Below are 16,180 nucleotides of genomic sequence, written 5' to 3'. Positions count from 1 at the left end.
AAATGACTGTTATCATAAGATGGCCATTACAAAATGAAGTGTTCTGAAAATGATTACAATCAATCACAATTCGCTGAAGCTGCTGGCCATCTTTGCAACCGTGATCGACAGTGGCAGCTTTGCCGCCGCCGCACGGCGTTTACACTCCAGCCGATCACGAGTAAGTGAACAAGTGTCTCAGTTAGAATCGCAATTGAATGTACGCTTGTTGCAACGCAGTACACGTCAGTTAAAACTGACCCAGGAAGGAGAAAAAATTTTGCAACATGCCCGTCAGTTAGACGGCATATTACAAAATATAGAAGCGGAACTGACGGATACTGAGCCCAGTGGCCGAGTTACACTGACCATGAATCACGACATTGCGCATAAGTTTATTCTGCCCAAGCTCGACAAACTGGCACAGCGCTATCCGAAGATTAGCCTGGATTTGATTGTCGATGATAACCCGCTCGACCTGATTGAACAGCAAATTGACCTGGCTATTCGGATTGGCTTTATTCGTGATGAATCTTTGGTTGCACGCATTCTTCATCAGGAGCGCTTTGCCCTGTTTGCCAGCCCCACATTGCTTGCACAGTATGGCATGCCCAACACAGTGGCTGAGCTGGAGGCCATGCCCTGGCTGATGCTCAAACAAACCGCCGAGCAGGGCGCACAAATGCTGTTTGATAATGAGGAGCCGGTGGTGATCCAACCCCTCCAACATCAAAGTTGTAATTCACCTTACCTGTTGCAGCAAATGGTCGTGAGCGGGCTTGGCGTAGCAACCTTACTACCTTCTACCGTGCAACAGGAGATCAGCGATGGAAAGTTAGTCACACTCTGTGAATCGTTGCACAGCGAACCGCTGGTGTTTTCTCTGGTTTACCCGTCTCGTCGTCAGGTGCCACAACGGACCCGAGCCGTGATTGACTTTTTACTCTCGGAATCTTTGTTTGAAGTTTAAATTCTTTTTTATAGAACAAAAGACGCTATTTTTAGAAATTTTAAAATCTAAAAACGAATTTATACTGTTTCATATCGGCTGAGGGGAAAACAACGAAGTACGTTTCCCCGCAAGCCCTGGCTTAAATATTACGCACTTGAGGAAACGGTAATGACTAAATTAATTCAACTATTCGACCAAAACACAACGCTATCTCATATTGCTGCACTGCTTGCACGCATTGGCTTGTCGGCCATCTTTATTCTCGCAGCGATGAACAAGATCCAGTATTTTGAGGGCAACGCACAGTATATGGCATCAAGCGGCCTGCCTGGCGAGTTACTACCACTGGTCATTGCCTTTGAGTTAATCGGTGGTCTGATGATACTGGGCGGCCTGCTTACTCGCCTGACAGCCATTGCATTCGCTGGGTTTAGTCTGGTTAGTGCGCTGTTGTTCCACTTTGATCTGGCAGATCAAATGCAGTTTATTATGTTCTTTAAAAATGTTGCGATGGCGGGTGGTTTCCTGGCGCTGGCGGCCTATGGCGCGGGTAAATTCAGTATTGACGAAAAAATTCTGGCATCTCAGCCAATTGTAAAAGGCAAACTGGCTTAAAACATATAAAAGCGGCGGTATCAAGATGCGCGGTGGCTCAGCACACCGCGCGTTTTAGCATTTATTCTGCGGCCATCACGCGCTTACCATTGGCATCCACCACCAACAGATAAGACTGACCGACATCGCCGTTACACAAGTCAATGGCATTGCCAGCAACCTCAAGCCCGTCAGCACAGCTGCTCACTTCATAATAAGCCGTCACCTGGCCTTTTTCAGTGGTGGTGACTTTTTCACCCCCAACCATCACGTCATAGCTGCCATTGGCAAACAAACGCACGTTAAAAACATCCGCTTTATTTTCCTGTTTTTTGCCAACCACAGACAAACTGCGTTCACCGTCTGCTTCCCAGGCAATCACCCACAAACTGGCACCATCTTTCAGCGTGGTATTCATACGCTCTTGCTTTTCACCACTGTTGCTGTCTTTAACACCCAGGTTGATCATATTATTGATGGCTTTGTAGCTGTAGCTGTAGGTTTTGCCAACTTCCATTGCTGGCACATCTGCCGACACTACGCTGCCACTGTCGAACAAACCGCTGTAACCTGAACTGATAGACCTTTTTTTGGCGTGAAAATCGGCCATATAGTCCAGTGAGTTAACAAAAGACATTTTTGCATCATGGTTCAGCTGCTCTTTTAGCTCGTCGCTACCCTCACCACAACCAGTCAGGGCCGCTGATAAACCCAGCAAAACTACCAGCCCTAATCCTTTGTTGACGTTCTTCATAATCATCTCCGTAAATCCATACAATAAAAAGTCATTCTGTCAGGCACTGTGAGGCCTGAAGCAGGTCATTCGCATTGTCTGGCGCTAACCGAGGGCAGTACCAGACGGTGTTGTTAATTAGTGTCTACCCATATCTTTTACGTGCGCATGTTAACATGTTCATTACCTTCACCAAGGTTGGCAAGTGTGCACAATTGTTTAATTTTGTAAGCTAAATGACAGCACTGTCATATACTTCACACAACCTCTTTTAGAATCTAAAAAGAACTTTAAAATCATGGGTTAAAAAGCACCCGGAAGATAAAGCAACAATATGACAAAAAGGTGACAGTCGGCATTGGCTAAACACCCGAATCAGGATAGGGCTGGCAGGTTAATCGCAGCTTAAAACATAGAAAATTCACAATAATGTAAAAATTAAAAGCAACCCGGGGGAATTGGCAGTCGGGTTGCTTTTATGGGCTCAGATCTCTAGCACTTCTTCGTCTTCATCAATGTCACTGTCGTCAAAAGCAGACTGCAAAGCCATTTCGCTATGGATAAGCTCTGCCACCTGGCTCAGATACTGACATTCAAAGACCTCGGCCACACTCAGCTCAATCTGCCAGTGCGCCTTAATTTCGCTCATCAGTCGCATCATCAGCAACGAATGCCCGCCCAAATCGAAGAAGTTGGCCGACATACTGATGGTGTCGGGCTCAACCTCCAGCAGGCTTGCAACCACAGTAACCAGTTGCTGTTCAAGCGCTGTTTGCGGCGCGACATATTGCTCTGTCATGCCCGTAAGTTCCACTTCGGGCAAAGCTTTTCTGTCAATTTTGCCATTGGCAGTGAGCGGCCAGACGTCGATCAGCTGCCAGGCCGACGGCACCATATAAGGCGGCAAACTGGCAGCCAGGCTGGCCCTTAACTGCGTTGTTAACTCGCTTGCAGACAACCCTGATTGAGGCTCAACGTACGCCACAATCAGGCCGCGGGCTTTATCCACCGTAACCAGTGACTGTGCTACCCGCGCGTCCGCGTTGAGTGCGGTTTCAATCTCGCCCAGCTCGACCCGAAAACCCCGGATCTTAATTTGGTCGTCCATCCGCCCGATGTACTCCAACAAGCCATCCGGGCCAAAGCGCACCAGATCGCCGGTTCGATACAGCCGCGTTGCCTGCCCTGACTGAGTAATATACGGATTGGCAATAAAACGCTCGTTACTCAGCTGCGACTGGTTCAGGTACCCCAGCGCCAGGCCATCGCCGCCCACGCACAACTCCCCCGCCACACCACTTGGCAACAGTCGTCCCTGCGGACTAAGGATCAGGAGTTCATCGCCCTGAATACCCCGACCAATCGGCACACCGGCGCTAATGTCTTTGCCTGCCGGTACCGGATAGCAAGCAGTGAAGGTGGTATTTTCAGTCGGACCGTACCCGTTGACCACAGTCACCTCAGGCAGCGCTGCCTGCACCGCTGTAACAGCGTGCGGGTTAAGTACATCGCCCCCGGCCAGCACGGTTTGCAGTGCCAGTGCATCGCCGGTTAATGTGCCGCAGCGCTTGCTCCATTCGCTAAACAAGCCCGAGGTCAGCCACATTGCTGTTATCCCTTGCGTACGCAACACTTTGTTGATCCCGTCCAGAGACAGATAAGCCTCGGGGTACAACACACAGCGTCCGCCATTCAGCAGTGGGCCCCAAATTTCCAGGGTGGCTGCATCAAAGGCGATATTGGCGCTTTGCAGGAACACAGTCTGGTTGTTCAGAGTCATAAAGTTAGGGTCGTACACCAGACGATTGACTGCCCGATGCGGTGTCATCACCCCTTTGGGCGTGCCCGTAGAACCTGACGTGTAAATCACATAAGCAATCGACTGCGCCGTTAGCCCTTCAGCCCTTGGCAGATCTAAATCACTCAGTGAAGACCAAGGGGCATCAGGGATATCTACCGACACTTTCGCCACCGAGCTGAAGGCGAGCACTTCATGCTGCGCCTGCTCGGTCAGGATCACGGTTAGCTGGGTGTCTTCCAGCATATATGCCAGACGAGACTCAGGGTATGCCGGATCCAGTGGCACATATGCACCACCGGCTTTTAAAATGGCCAAAGTCGCAACCAGCAGCTCCAGCGAGCGGCCAATACACAAGCCCACTAAGGTGCCGGTGCCAACCTGATGCGTTTCTCGCAGATACTGCGCCAGTTGGTTTGCACGCGCATTCAGCTCACCATAACTGAGCGCCTGCGCATTAAGCTGCACCGCAATATTTTCAGGGGTTGCCGCTGCCTGCGACTCAAATAGTTCATGAATACAGGACATACGCGGGTAGCTGGCCTGCGCGCTTTGCCATGTATTTTGCAGCGCTACTTCAGCCGCTGGCAGCACCGCCAGAGTCGCCACTGGCTGGCTGCTGTTGGTGGTGAGTGCCGCGACCAGCGCATTGAGCGCTGTGTCCATCAAAGCGGCAATGCGGCTTGCCTCCACGCTTTGTTCAATCTGAAAATCCAGTGTAAAGGGGGCCTGCTCACCCAGGTCATTGACCGACAGGTCAAACGGATAATTAGTGCGTTCGCGGGTACTCAACAGCCTGGCAGTGCTTTCACCACCGGCCTCGGCGCTTGCATCGTGTGCGGTATGGCGATAGTTGAGAATGGCGCTGAACAAAGGCGTGTTGCCGCTCAGGCCGCTGTGGCTTTGCGCTTCGGCCAGCGACACCTGCTCGTAAGGCAGTAACGCTTGCAGTGCCTCGTTGACCTCGCCCAGCGCAGCCTCGGCACTTTGCTGACCCAGTGTCACGCGCAGTGGCAAGGTATTGATCAACATTCCCATCATGCGCTCTATGCCAGGCATTGCATTCATCCGCCCCGACATCACTGTACCAAAGACCACCTCATCGCGACCTGTGCAGGCGCTTAGCACCTGCGCCCAGGCCAGATGGAACAGCGCCGCCGGGCTGCATTGCAAACCTCTGGCCAGCGCGCGGATCTGCTGTGACAGCTCCATGCCCAGCTCGGTGCTGTATTCCGCTACCGCACTGCCATCTCCGGTCACCTGAGACAAACCAAATGGCAAGGTTGGGGTATCAATGTCGCCAAGCAGCTTGGTGAAAAACGCTGCTGTGTCCAGCTCAGCGCTTTGCGCCATTGAACGGGCGATAAAGTCACGATAAGGCAGCGGCGCAGGCAACTGGGCTTTATTCGGTGCACTCAGCTCAGAGAGCAAAATTTCCAGAGAAACATGATCGGTGATCAGATGATGGAATTTAAGTAACGCATAGACTTTGCCCTGTTCATCCTGCGGCGACACCATAAGCTGAATAAGCGGTGCCGACTCCAGCTCAAAGCCGTGGGCGGCGTTGGCCACATAGTCTTCAAACTGCGCTTTTATCTGTGCGTGTTTGAGTGGCAACTCAGACACCGGCAGCTGCGCGTCACGCAGCACCACCTGCACCGCCTGTGCACGGCCGCGCCAGAAAATCGCGGTGCGCAGCACATCATGGCGCTCAATCACAAAGTTCAGCTCATCGATGAGCTGTGCCAGCTGCGCGCTACCTGCCAGCTCAAACGCCATGGTGCTGACATAAGGGTCGTGCTGCTGATTCAGAGTATGAACAAACAACACCCCTTCCTGAAGCGGCGCCAGCGGATACATATCCTGCACGTTCGCAGCACCACCGGGCACCTTTGCAAGCATGGCATCGATCTCGTCCTGAGCCAGCTCAATCAGCGGCAACATTTCAGGGGTAATGGTGCTGGCCTTCTCTGGAATGCGGTTTGGCGGCACATTGAATGTAAACTCAACCTGAGGTTGTGCATCCAGATGCGCGGCCATCGCACTCAAACTGCCTGCCTTAAACAAGGCTTGCGCCTGGCACTGATAACCCAGCTGTTTAACCCGTGACAACAGCTGCATGACCAATAAAGAATGGCCGCCCAGCGCAAAAAAGTTAGCATCGCGGCTCACTTGCTCTACCGGCAGATTCAGGACATCAGCCCAGATTGCCGCAAGCGTGCGCTCGGTATCGCTCTGTGGTGGCACATAATCGTGGCTTAAATCGGCCTGATCGGGCGCGGGCAGCGCCTTGCGGTCAATTTTACCGTTGGGGGTTTGTGGCCATTCGTCAATCAGTACAAAGCTGGCCGGGATCATGTACTGCGCCAGTGACTGGCTCAGCTCAGTGACAATCGACTCAATCAATGTTTGATCCGACTGTTCAGTGAGCGGTTTAACATAGGCCACCAGACGCTGATTGCCCTGTGCATCACTCAGTGCCATAACCAGTGCCGAATCCACCTCATAATGCTCACCAATGTGGTATTCAATTTCGCCCAGCTCAATGCGCAGGCCGCGAATTTTTACCTGATGGTCCATCCGACCCATATATTCTATGCAGCCATCATCACGAAAACGCACCAGATCGCCGGTTTTATAGAGTCGTGAGCTTGGCAGTATCTCTTTAAACGGGTTGTCGATAAAGCGTTCGGCCGTCAGCTCAGGGCGGTTATGATAGCCGCGCGCCAGACCTTCACCGCCAATGTGCAGCTCACCACAGGCACCTTGTGGCAATAGATTCAGTGACTCGTCCAAAATCACCAGCTGAATATTCTGGATTGGTTTCCCGATCGGCACGCTGCTGCCGTGTGGCTGGCTGCAATCCCAGTAGCTGACATCTATGGCCGCTTCGGTCGGACCATATAAGTTGTGCAGTTGTGCCGAAGGTAAACTCGCTCTGAACTGTTCAACGTGGCTGATCTGTAGAGCTTCACCACTACAGAACACCTGATCAATGGACGTGCAACGAGCCAGGTCACCATGCTCCAGCATTACCCCCAGCATAGAGGGCACAAAGTGCAACTTGGTGATCCCCGCCGCCACGATCAACTCGCTGAGGTATTCCGGCTCTTTGTGGCCACCCGGTTTGGCAATCACCAGCTGCGCGCCTTTGAGCATAGGCCAGACGAATTCCCATACAGAGACATCGAAACTGTAAGGGGTCTTTTGCAAAATTATGTCGTCCGGGCCACAGCCGTATTCGTTATCCATCCAGTCGATGCGATTATGCAGCGCCTGATGCTCAACCAGCACGCCTTTAGGTAGCCCGGTGGAGCCAGACGTGTAAATGGTATAGGCAAGATTGCCAGCATTCAGACTAATGTCACTCACAGCAATATTGGTATCCGGATAAGCGCTAAAATCGAACTCATCCAGTCGTGTGACGCTTGCTTCGCCAAGACTCACTCGCTCAGCAACCACAGCTGTGCTCAATACCACAGCCGCACTGGCATCTTCAACCAGATAGCTAAGGCGTGCTGGAGGCAACTCGGGGTCCAGCGGCACATAGGCACCACCGGCTTTGAGGATACCCCAAATGCCAATTACCATTTCCAGCGAGCGCTCAACACATAAGCCCACTAACGAATCCGGTCCGATATTGTGCTCGGCGCGCAGATAATGGGCCAATTGGTTGGCTCTGCGATTGAGCTCACCATAGCTCAGCGTCTGCTCACCAAAGCACAGTGCAACCTGCTCCGGGGCCGCAGCGGCCTGCTGTTCAAATAGTTCGTGAATACACAGCTCACGCGGATAATCCAGCGCTGTGTCATTCCAGTTGTGCAGTTGTTGCGTACGCTCGACTTCATCCAGCACACACAGACTCTGCACCGCAGTGCTACTCTGGCTGTCCAATAAATCCAGCACCTGAGTCAGGGTGACTTGCAGATATTGGGCAATGCGCGCCGCCGGAGCACGTTTATCCACCTGCAACTCAAAGCCAAAACCATCGCCGAAGTCATCTACCGACAGATTAAACGGGTAGTTAGTGCGCTCTTCACTGGCAATCACTTTAAATCCGGCATCCTGCTCCAGCTGCGACTCCGCTACCGCCGAGTGACGGTAGTTCAGCATCGCGCTGAACAGGGGCAACTGACCACTTACGCCGCTGCAACGCTGCGCCTCGGCCAGTGACACCTGCTCGTACGGCATCAAGGCACGCAGGTCGTCATTGATTTGAGCCAGCAGGCGCATTGCATCCTGCTCACTCAACGACACCCGCAGCGGCAGGGTGTTGATCATCATCCCCATCAGCTGGCTGCTCAGGCCATCATCGCTCATGCGACCTGATAGGACAGTGCCGAACACCACCTCTGACTGACCGCTACACACGCCCAGCACTTTGGCCCAGACCAGATGAAACAGGGCCGCCGGACTGCTGTGATACTGGCGGGTCAGGCGGCGAATACGCTGCGCCTGCACATCATCCAGGGTGACATGCACCGTCTCAATGCCCGAACCGTCATTCAGTACATCTGTCAGGCCATAAGGCAGGGTGGGTTCGCTGATATCCCCCAGCATTTTTGTGAAAAAGGCCTCGGTATCCAGACCCGCTGTGCGTGCCAGTGTGCGGCCAACAAATTCCCGATAGGGCACCGGCTCGCCCAGGCTGGCTTCATTGCCCTGCAGCAGCACCGTCAGCTCGTGCACCAGAATTTCCAGTGACACGTGATCTGAGATCAGGTGGTGCTCACACAGCAGCGCATAATACTTGCCCTGTGCGGCGTCTTTGCACACGCTCAGTTGCAATAGCGGCGCGTTTTCCAGCTCAATCCACAGCGGCTGCTCAGCCACATGCGCACTGAACGCGGCCCAGACATCGGCTTCCTTGCTTAAGTCCAGCTCAGTCACGGGTAGCGCTACCTCACGCTGTACCACCTGAAGCGCGGTGGTGCGGTTGCGCCATAGGATGGCGGTGCGCAGCACATCGTGGCGGGCAATCAGGGTATTCAGTGCCCATTTAAAGCGCTCAAGAGACTCGCGGCTGTCGAACTCAAAGGTGGTGCTGGTGACGTAAGGGTCCTGCCCTTCGCTCATGGTGTGCACAAACAGCACGCCTTCTTGCAGCGGTGCCAGCGGGTAGATGTCCTGAATGTTGGCCATACCACCGGGGATAGCGGCTGCAATATCCGTGAGTTGTTGCTCATCCAGCTCAGTGAGCGTCACCATCTGTGGGGTGATTTTGCTGCAATCCGCCGGAATTAAATTGGCGGGCACACAACTTGATTCCTCACTCCCAAGTGCCCGAACCTGGCGTGCCATGTCCTGTAGCGTGTGTGCCCTGAACAAGGCCTGCACGTCCGCCTGATACTGACGTGCGCGTAGCTGGCTGACCAGCTGCATAATCAGTAACGAGTGGCCCCCCAGCGCAAAGAAATTAGCATAGACACCCACCTTATCGACGTCCAGCGACAACAGCGATGCGACGATGTCGACCACCATTTTCTCGGCGTCGGTTTGCGGTGCCTGATAAGGCTGCTCGAGCGTTTTCGCCGGCAAGGCCAGCAGTGCGCGCTTGTCCAGCTTGCCATTGGCCGTCAGCGGCCACTGATTAACAAAGCTGTAAGCCGACGGCACCATGTAATCCGGCAGGTTGCCGCTCAAATGCTGTTGCAGCGCATCAATCAGGCTGCTGTCTTGCTCACTTTGAATGAAAGCGCGCAGTACCTTGCCGCCTCTGTTCGTACCATCAAGAGTACCGGCCTCGGCCAATACCACCGCAGACTCCACCTCTGCATGACTCATCAGCTGGGTTTCTATCTCACCCAGTTCGACCCGGAAACCTCGGATCTTGACCTGATCATCGCTGCGTCCGACAAACTCAATTTCACCGTCAGCGCCGATACGCACTAAGTCACCGGTTTTGTATAACCGCGCGCTCAGCGCCGGGTTCGCCGGATCAAAATACGGGTTATCAATAAAACGCTCGGCGGTGAGTTCGCTTTGATGCAGGTAGCCACTGGCCAGACACTGACCACTGACATACAGCTCACCCAATACGCCCGGCGGGCATAAGGTCAGCTGCTCGCTGAGTACCAAGGTCGCAGTATTAACGTTGGCGCGGCCAATGGGCACCGCGCGTGGCGCATCGTAACCACCGCTGATGGCATAGCCGGATGCCGTGACTGTGGTCTCAGTCGGACCATAGGTATTGAGCAGCACAAAGCCAGGTTTAAGAGAAGCCACCGACTGTTTATCCAGCGCTTCACCACCGACAATTACCAGTCGCAGTGCCAGAGATTCAAGCTCCGCTTCGCTCAGCGCCAGCATATGCCAGAACGCCGTGGGTAAGCTGGCCACGCTGATGGCATGACTGTCGCAAAAAGCGATAAAGGCCTCGCGGCTCAGCGACACATCGTCGTCGCGCAGCACCAAAGTGGCGCCCTGAGTCAGCGTCGCCAGCCACTCTTCGACAAAAATATCGAAGTTCATGGTAGAGAATTGCAACACATTGTCCGCTTCGGTGATTTCGTAGCGCTGCTCACAGTTAGCGGCAAAGTTGATCAGGTTATGGTGACTTATCATCACGCCCTTGGGGTTACCGGTCGAGCCTGAGGTGTACATCACATAGGCCAGGTTATCCGGAGTCAGCGCCACATCCGGGTTGCTGATTGGATAGTGTGCAAACTGGCTGGCGTTATCCAGCAGCACAGCCGTGACGTTAAAGTCGCTCAGGATCCCAGCAACTTTTTGCTGAGTCAGCACCACAGACAGGCCGGTGTCTTCGACCATATAGGACAGACGCTCCTGTGGATAATCCGGGTCCAGCGGCACATAGGCCCCGCCTGCTTTTAAGATGGCCAGCACGGCCACCATCAACTCCAGCGAGCGGCCCACACACAAGCCCACCAGCGTATCCGGGCCCACCTGATGCTCGGCCCGTAAATAATGGGCCAGCTGGTTGGCACGCTCGTTCAACTGCTGATAACTCAGTGTGCCCTCATGACTCTTGACGGCAATGCGCGCGTCGCTTTGTGCGGCGCGTGTTTCAATCAGCTGGTGCACCGGGGTAGATGGCAAAGGCACGCTCGGACCACACAGCTCTGCAAGATGTGCCTGTTGCTCCTGCTTATCCATCAGTGTCAACTGAGCAAGTACTGTGCTGGCAGCACTGTCACTAAACAGTTGCAGTGCGCGGATAAGGTGACGATTCAGGGTTTCAATATAATGGTCTTCAAACAACGCCAGATCATACGTCCAGCGCAGTGTGTAGCCCTCATCCTGTGGGGTAATATCGATATCTATGTCGTACTTCAGCGACACTATCTCGCGCTCATATTGCGCAAAGCGCAGTCCGTCCAGTCCAGCATTGGCCTGATCGCTGACACCAAACTCGCTGTCCATCGACAACATGATCTGAAACAGCGGATCGTGCGACAGGCTGCGCTCGACATTCAGGCGCTCGACCAGTTGCTCAAACGGTACATCCTGATTGGCCTGCGCATTGTGATGCACGTCGCGTACATGAGCAAAATAGTCACCCAGCGTAGCGTGCCTGGTCTGAGTTCTGAGCACCAGGTTATTGACAAAAAAGCCGATCAGCGGCTCCAGCTCACTTTGCAATCGGTTGGCAACCGGTGTGCCAATCAGAATATCCTGCTGATTACTGTGTTGTGCCAGCACCCAGCTCAGCGCACTGTGTACCAACATAAAGGGTGACATCTCATTACGCTGTGCCGCCGCCGTGAGCTGTTGGCTCAGACTGCTGTTAAGGCTAAAACTCTGGCACCCGGCAGCACTTTGCTTTTCTTCCGGGCGCGGTTGTTTCAGCGGCAGGCTATGGACCGAGGGCGCATCGGCTAATGTTTCCTGCCAGTATGATAACTGTGATTCCAGTACATTTTCCTGTAACCAGGTTTGCTGCCACAGCGCATAATCGGCGTACTGAATGGCCAGCTCAGGCAAAGGATTCGGCTCGCCTTGGGCAAACGCGCGATATAAAGTCAAAAACTCCTGACTGAGTAACTCTATCGACCAACCATCAGAGGCAATATGATGCATATTGAACAGCAACACCCCTTGTTGCTGCGCAGTATCAGGGTTTGCCAGCAGAATATAGCGTGAGCGCATCATCACATCCTGAGTCAAATCGAATGGCATGTTCAGCTCTTCATCAATCAGGGCTTCAAGCTGCGCCGAACGAGCACTTGCTTCCCGTGCGCTCAAGTTGGTCTGTGCAATGACAAAGTGCACCTCGTCGCGAATGTGCTGCAATGCCCCCTTTTCGCCGTCAACAATCACAGTGCGCAGCACTTCGTGACGATGGATAATGGCCTGACAGGCACGCTCAGCCACCGCCAGATCCAGCTCTCCGGTAACCGTCATCAGGGCTGGCATATTATATTGTGCCGAACCCTGTTGCAGCTGGTCGATAAACCATAACCGGCGCTGTGAAAACGACAGCGGTGCTAAGGTCTGATATTGCTCAGCGCGCGGCGTAACGGCCTCGCGCTTAGGTTGTGCTTCGCTGTCACTCAAATAAGCCAGCAATTGTGTTTTGTTATCTCTGATCAGCTGCGCTATCTCTGCGGTGACTGCGCCCTTTTCAGCTTCGACTACGAGCGACCCGTCAGAGACACTCACCAAAATCAACTTGTCCTGAAGCAGACTTACTAACTGTTGCGGTTTCATTAAAACACAATCCTTTCTACATTATCTGATTGTTCTAACTTAGCTTTTAGTGCTTTAGCGGCCAGCAGTTCGTCAATCTGCCCGGCTTGCTCAGCCACCGAGGTGTACTTAAATAACTGTTTGATGGTCAGCGTGCAGTCAAAGTGGCTTTCAATGTCTTTCATTAACTTGATCACCAGCAGCGACTGGCCGCCCACGGAGAAGAAGCTTGCCTGCGTACTGACTTGCCCTTCATCCAGACCCAGCACCTGAGACCAGATGGCCACCAGCGCCCGCTCTGTCTCGGTTTGTGGCGCACTATACTCGCCGCCCAACCCGGCATGCTCCGGGGCTGGCAGCGCTTTGCGGTCAATTTTGCCGTTCGGGGTTTGCGGCCATTCATCCAGCAATACAAAACTGGCAGGGATCATATACTCGACCAGTGACTCACCCAGTTGCGACCTGATGGAGTCGATCAATACCTGTTGAGACGCTTCATCGCCCAATGTATGTGGCTTCACATAGGCCACCAGATGTTGATTACCTTGGGCGTCATCGAGCGCCATCACCAGTGCTGAGTCCACTTCATCATGCTCGCCGATGTGATACTCAATTTCGCCCAGTTCGATACGCAACCCGCGAATTTTCACCTGATGGTCAATACGACCCATGTATTCAATGACGCCATCGCTGCGATAGCGGACCAGATCACCCGTTTTGTAGAGGCGCTCGCTGCTGCCCGCTTCGCTGTCATCATAAAATGGGTTAGCAATAAAGCGCTCTTCGGTCAGCTCTGCGCGATTGTGATAGCCGCGCGCCAGACCCTCTCCGCCTATGTGTAACTCGCCGCAGGCCCCCTGAGGTAAGAGGTTAAGCGCGTCATCCAGCACATAGAGCTGGATATTCTGAATTGGCTTACCAATGGGCACACTGCTGCCATAAGGCTGTGAACAATCCCAGTAACTCACGTCGATGGCCGCTTCGGTTGGACCATAAAGATTGTGTAACTGCGCGCAAGGCAACACGGCCCGGAACTGCTCAACATGGCTGATCTGCAACGCTTCGCCACTGCAGAATACTTGTTTAATTGAAGTACAGCGGCTGAGGTCGCCATGTTCCAGCATCACACCCAGCATAGAGGGCACAAAATGCAGCTTAGTAATGCCTGCTTCGACTACCAGGTCGCTCAGATAATCCGGATCTTTGTGACCGCCAGGTCTGGCAATTACCAACTCAGCGCCTTTGAGCATAGGCCAGATAAACTCCCACACCGACACATCAAAGCTGTATGGCGTTTTTTGCAATATCTTGTCGTGGGCTCCACAGCCATACTCTTTGTCCATCCAGTCGATGCGGTTATGCAGCGCCTGGTGCTCAAGTAATACGCCCTTTGGCATCCCCGTTGAGCCCGAGGTGTAAATGGTATAAGCCAGATTGCGGGCGCTTAGGCCAATGTCGCCCGGTGCAATATTGGCCTCGCTATGAGCGCTATAGTTAAAGCTATCCAGTTCAATGACCCGCGCCTTACCCAGCGCAACGCGCCCGGCAACCTCTTGGGTGCTGAGCACCACGCCAGCATTGGCATCTTCAACAATGTATGCCAGTCTGGCACTGGGCAGCTCAGGGTCCAGCGGTACATAAGCCCCACCGGCTTTAAGAATGCCCCAGATCCCGATAACCATTTCAAATGAGCGCTCAACACACAAGCCAACCAGTGAATCCGCACCCACGCCATGTTCGCTGCGCAGATAATGGGCCAGCTGATTGGCTTTGTTATTGAGCGTTTCATAGCTCATTGTTTGCGCACCAAAGCGCAGCGCCGTCGCCTGAGGTGCGCTGGCAACTTGCTGCTCAAACAACTCATGAACACACCTCTGGCGGGCGTAATCTCGCGCGGTGTCATTCCATTTGTGCAGCTGCTCGTAACGCTCCTGCTCCGACAGCAGTGGCAACGTATCGAGCGGATTGGCCAGCTGCGCCTGGGTGAGGCGTGCCAGATATCTGAGCACCCCCTGCAAATGTTGGTCGAGCGCGGCAATGTGCTGCTCACCAAATAAACCCGCGTCGTACAGCCAGTTAACGGTCAGCCCGGCGTCGTCCAGATCAATGTTTATTTCGATATCAAACTTAGTGGTACAAGCCTCTGGCAGCCTCGGGGTGAACTCCAGCCCAGCCAGTCCCTGCTCAGGTCTATCTGCCAAGGCAAATTCCGAATTGGTGGTCAGCATAACCTGGAACACCGGGCTGTAGGCAGTAGAGCGCGGAATTTGCAAGGCATCGACCAGCTGCTCAAACGGTACATCCTGATGCGACTGGGCACCAATGTGCGCCTCTTTAACATGCTCAAGGTAATCGCCCAAACTATGATGGCGGGTGCTGACTCTCAGCACCAGGGTATTGGCAAAATAGCCGATGAGGTCGGCCACTTCCGGCTGGGCACGATTCGCCACCGGCGTACCAATCACAATGTCGTGCTGATTACTGTGGCGCGACAGCACATAAGCCAGTGCGCTGTGTACCAGCATAAATGGCGTCACTCGGGCCGCTTCGGCAAAGCCTTTTAGCCCCTGACTCAGCGTACCCGGTAACAAGCTGGTGAAGCCTTTGGCACTGAATGCTTTTTCTTCCGGGCGCGGTTTATCCAGTTGCAGGCCATGTACGGCCGGTGCATCGCTCAGGGTGTCGCGCCAGTAATTGAGTTGCGTTTCCAGTGCTTTGGCGCCACCTTGCTGATTGTTCAGCCACTCACGCTGCCAGCATGCATAATCGGCATACTGGATGGCCAAAGGTGGCAGCGCTGCATCGGAGCCTGAAACAGCCGCTTCATAGAGCGCCATAAACTCATTGGACATAAGCTCCACCGACCAGCCATCCGAGGCGATGTGGTGCATATTGAACGCCAGCACACCACGCTGGGCTTCGCCCTGATCGGCATAATTGAGCAGAATATACTGAGCACGCAACATCAGGTCGCAATCCAGCTTAAATGGCGTCAGCGTATCCTCGCTAAGCAGCTGGTTCAGCCGAACCGTTTTGCCATGCACGCTCAGCTCGCTTAAGTCGTGCAGCGTCAGCGTCAGCTGCGCCTCTTTGCGGATCAGTTGAACCGGCTCGGCATCCTGCTCCAGATAAACCGTGCGCAAAGCTTCATGGCGCGCCACCAGGCTATTCAACGCAGCCTGGGCGGCATCCAAGTCTAATACGCCATCCACATCAAAGGCCACCGGCATGTTGTACTCAGCACTGCTGCCATTGAGCTTGTCGATAAACCACAAACGTTGCTGAGCAAACGACAGTGGCAGGTGTGCATTGTCTTCACGCGGCTGCGCCACAATGGGTGGCTGCACCACAACATCAGTTTGCTGTGCAACACGCTCAGCCTGCTGTGCAATGGTCGTTGCAGCAAAGATATCCTTAACACTCAGCTCGCATTCCAGCTGAGTTCGGATCCCGGCCAGCAGTTTCATCAGCAACA

At 53.7% G+C, this 16,180-nt stretch carries 5 protein-coding genes (1 of these 5 running past the window's edge); 2 read left to right on the top strand and 3 right to left on the bottom strand.

Features of this window, described 5'->3' with window-relative positions; all coding sequences use genetic code 11:
- Positions 1-49 precede the first annotated feature (49 nt).
- Positions 50-949: a LysR family transcriptional regulator gene (locus tag L1285_RS02245; RefSeq protein ID WP_235410820.1), complete on the top strand. Its 900-nt coding sequence runs from the start codon at positions 50-52 to the stop codon at positions 947-949.
- Positions 950-1,099: 150 nt separating this feature from the next.
- Positions 1,100-1,546, top strand: a complete 447-nt coding sequence (locus tag L1285_RS02240; RefSeq protein ID WP_235410819.1) for a DoxX family protein — start codon at positions 1,100-1,102, stop codon at positions 1,544-1,546.
- Between the two features lie 61 nt (positions 1,547-1,607).
- Here the strand turns inward: L1285_RS02240 and L1285_RS02235 are convergent, their stop codons facing one another.
- The 3 genes from L1285_RS02235 to L1285_RS02225 form a co-directional block, all read right to left on the bottom strand.
- On the bottom strand, positions 1,608-2,279 hold the full coding sequence (locus L1285_RS02235; RefSeq protein ID WP_235410818.1) for a hypothetical protein: 672 nt from the start codon (positions 2,277-2,279) through the stop codon (positions 1,608-1,610).
- A gap of 463 nt (positions 2,280-2,742) precedes the next feature.
- Positions 2,743-12,726, bottom strand: coding sequence for a non-ribosomal peptide synthetase (locus tag L1285_RS02230; protein WP_235410817.1), 9,984 nt, complete (start codon positions 12,724-12,726; stop codon positions 2,743-2,745).
- Positions 12,726-16,180: the end of a non-ribosomal peptide synthetase gene (locus L1285_RS02225; RefSeq protein ID WP_235410816.1), read on the bottom strand. It continues 6,553 nt past the right edge of the window; the window shows 3,455 of its 10,008 coding nt (coding positions 6,554-10,008); its start codon lies off the right edge, out of view — the gene reads right to left on this strand; the stop codon is at positions 12,726-12,728. Before L1285_RS02225 ends, L1285_RS02230 begins: the two co-directional genes overlap by 1 nt.

Origin of the sequence: Pseudoalteromonas sp. DL2-H2.2 (assembly GCF_021532535.1) — a bacterium.
GTDB lineage: Bacteria > Pseudomonadota > Gammaproteobacteria > Enterobacterales > Alteromonadaceae > Pseudoalteromonas > Pseudoalteromonas rubra_A.
Note: the sequence above shows the minus strand (reverse complement) of the source record. Positions and strands in the feature narration are given on the sequence as shown.

Bases quoted from the DNA above. Each gene is read 5' to 3' on its own strand.
- L1285_RS02245 (WP_235410820.1), top strand. From the start codon at position 50: ATGATTACAATCAATCACAATTCGCTGAAGCTGCTGGCCATCTTTGCA.
- L1285_RS02235 (WP_235410818.1), bottom strand. From the start codon at position 2,279: ATGAAGAACGTCAACAAAGGATTAGGGCTGGTAGTTTTGCTGGGTTTA.
- L1285_RS02240 (WP_235410819.1), top strand. From the start codon at position 1,100: ATGACTAAATTAATTCAACTATTCGACCAAAACACAACGCTATCTCAT.
- L1285_RS02230 (WP_235410817.1), bottom strand. From the start codon at position 12,726: ATGAAACCGCAACAGTTAGTAAGTCTGCTTCAGGACAAGTTGATTTTG.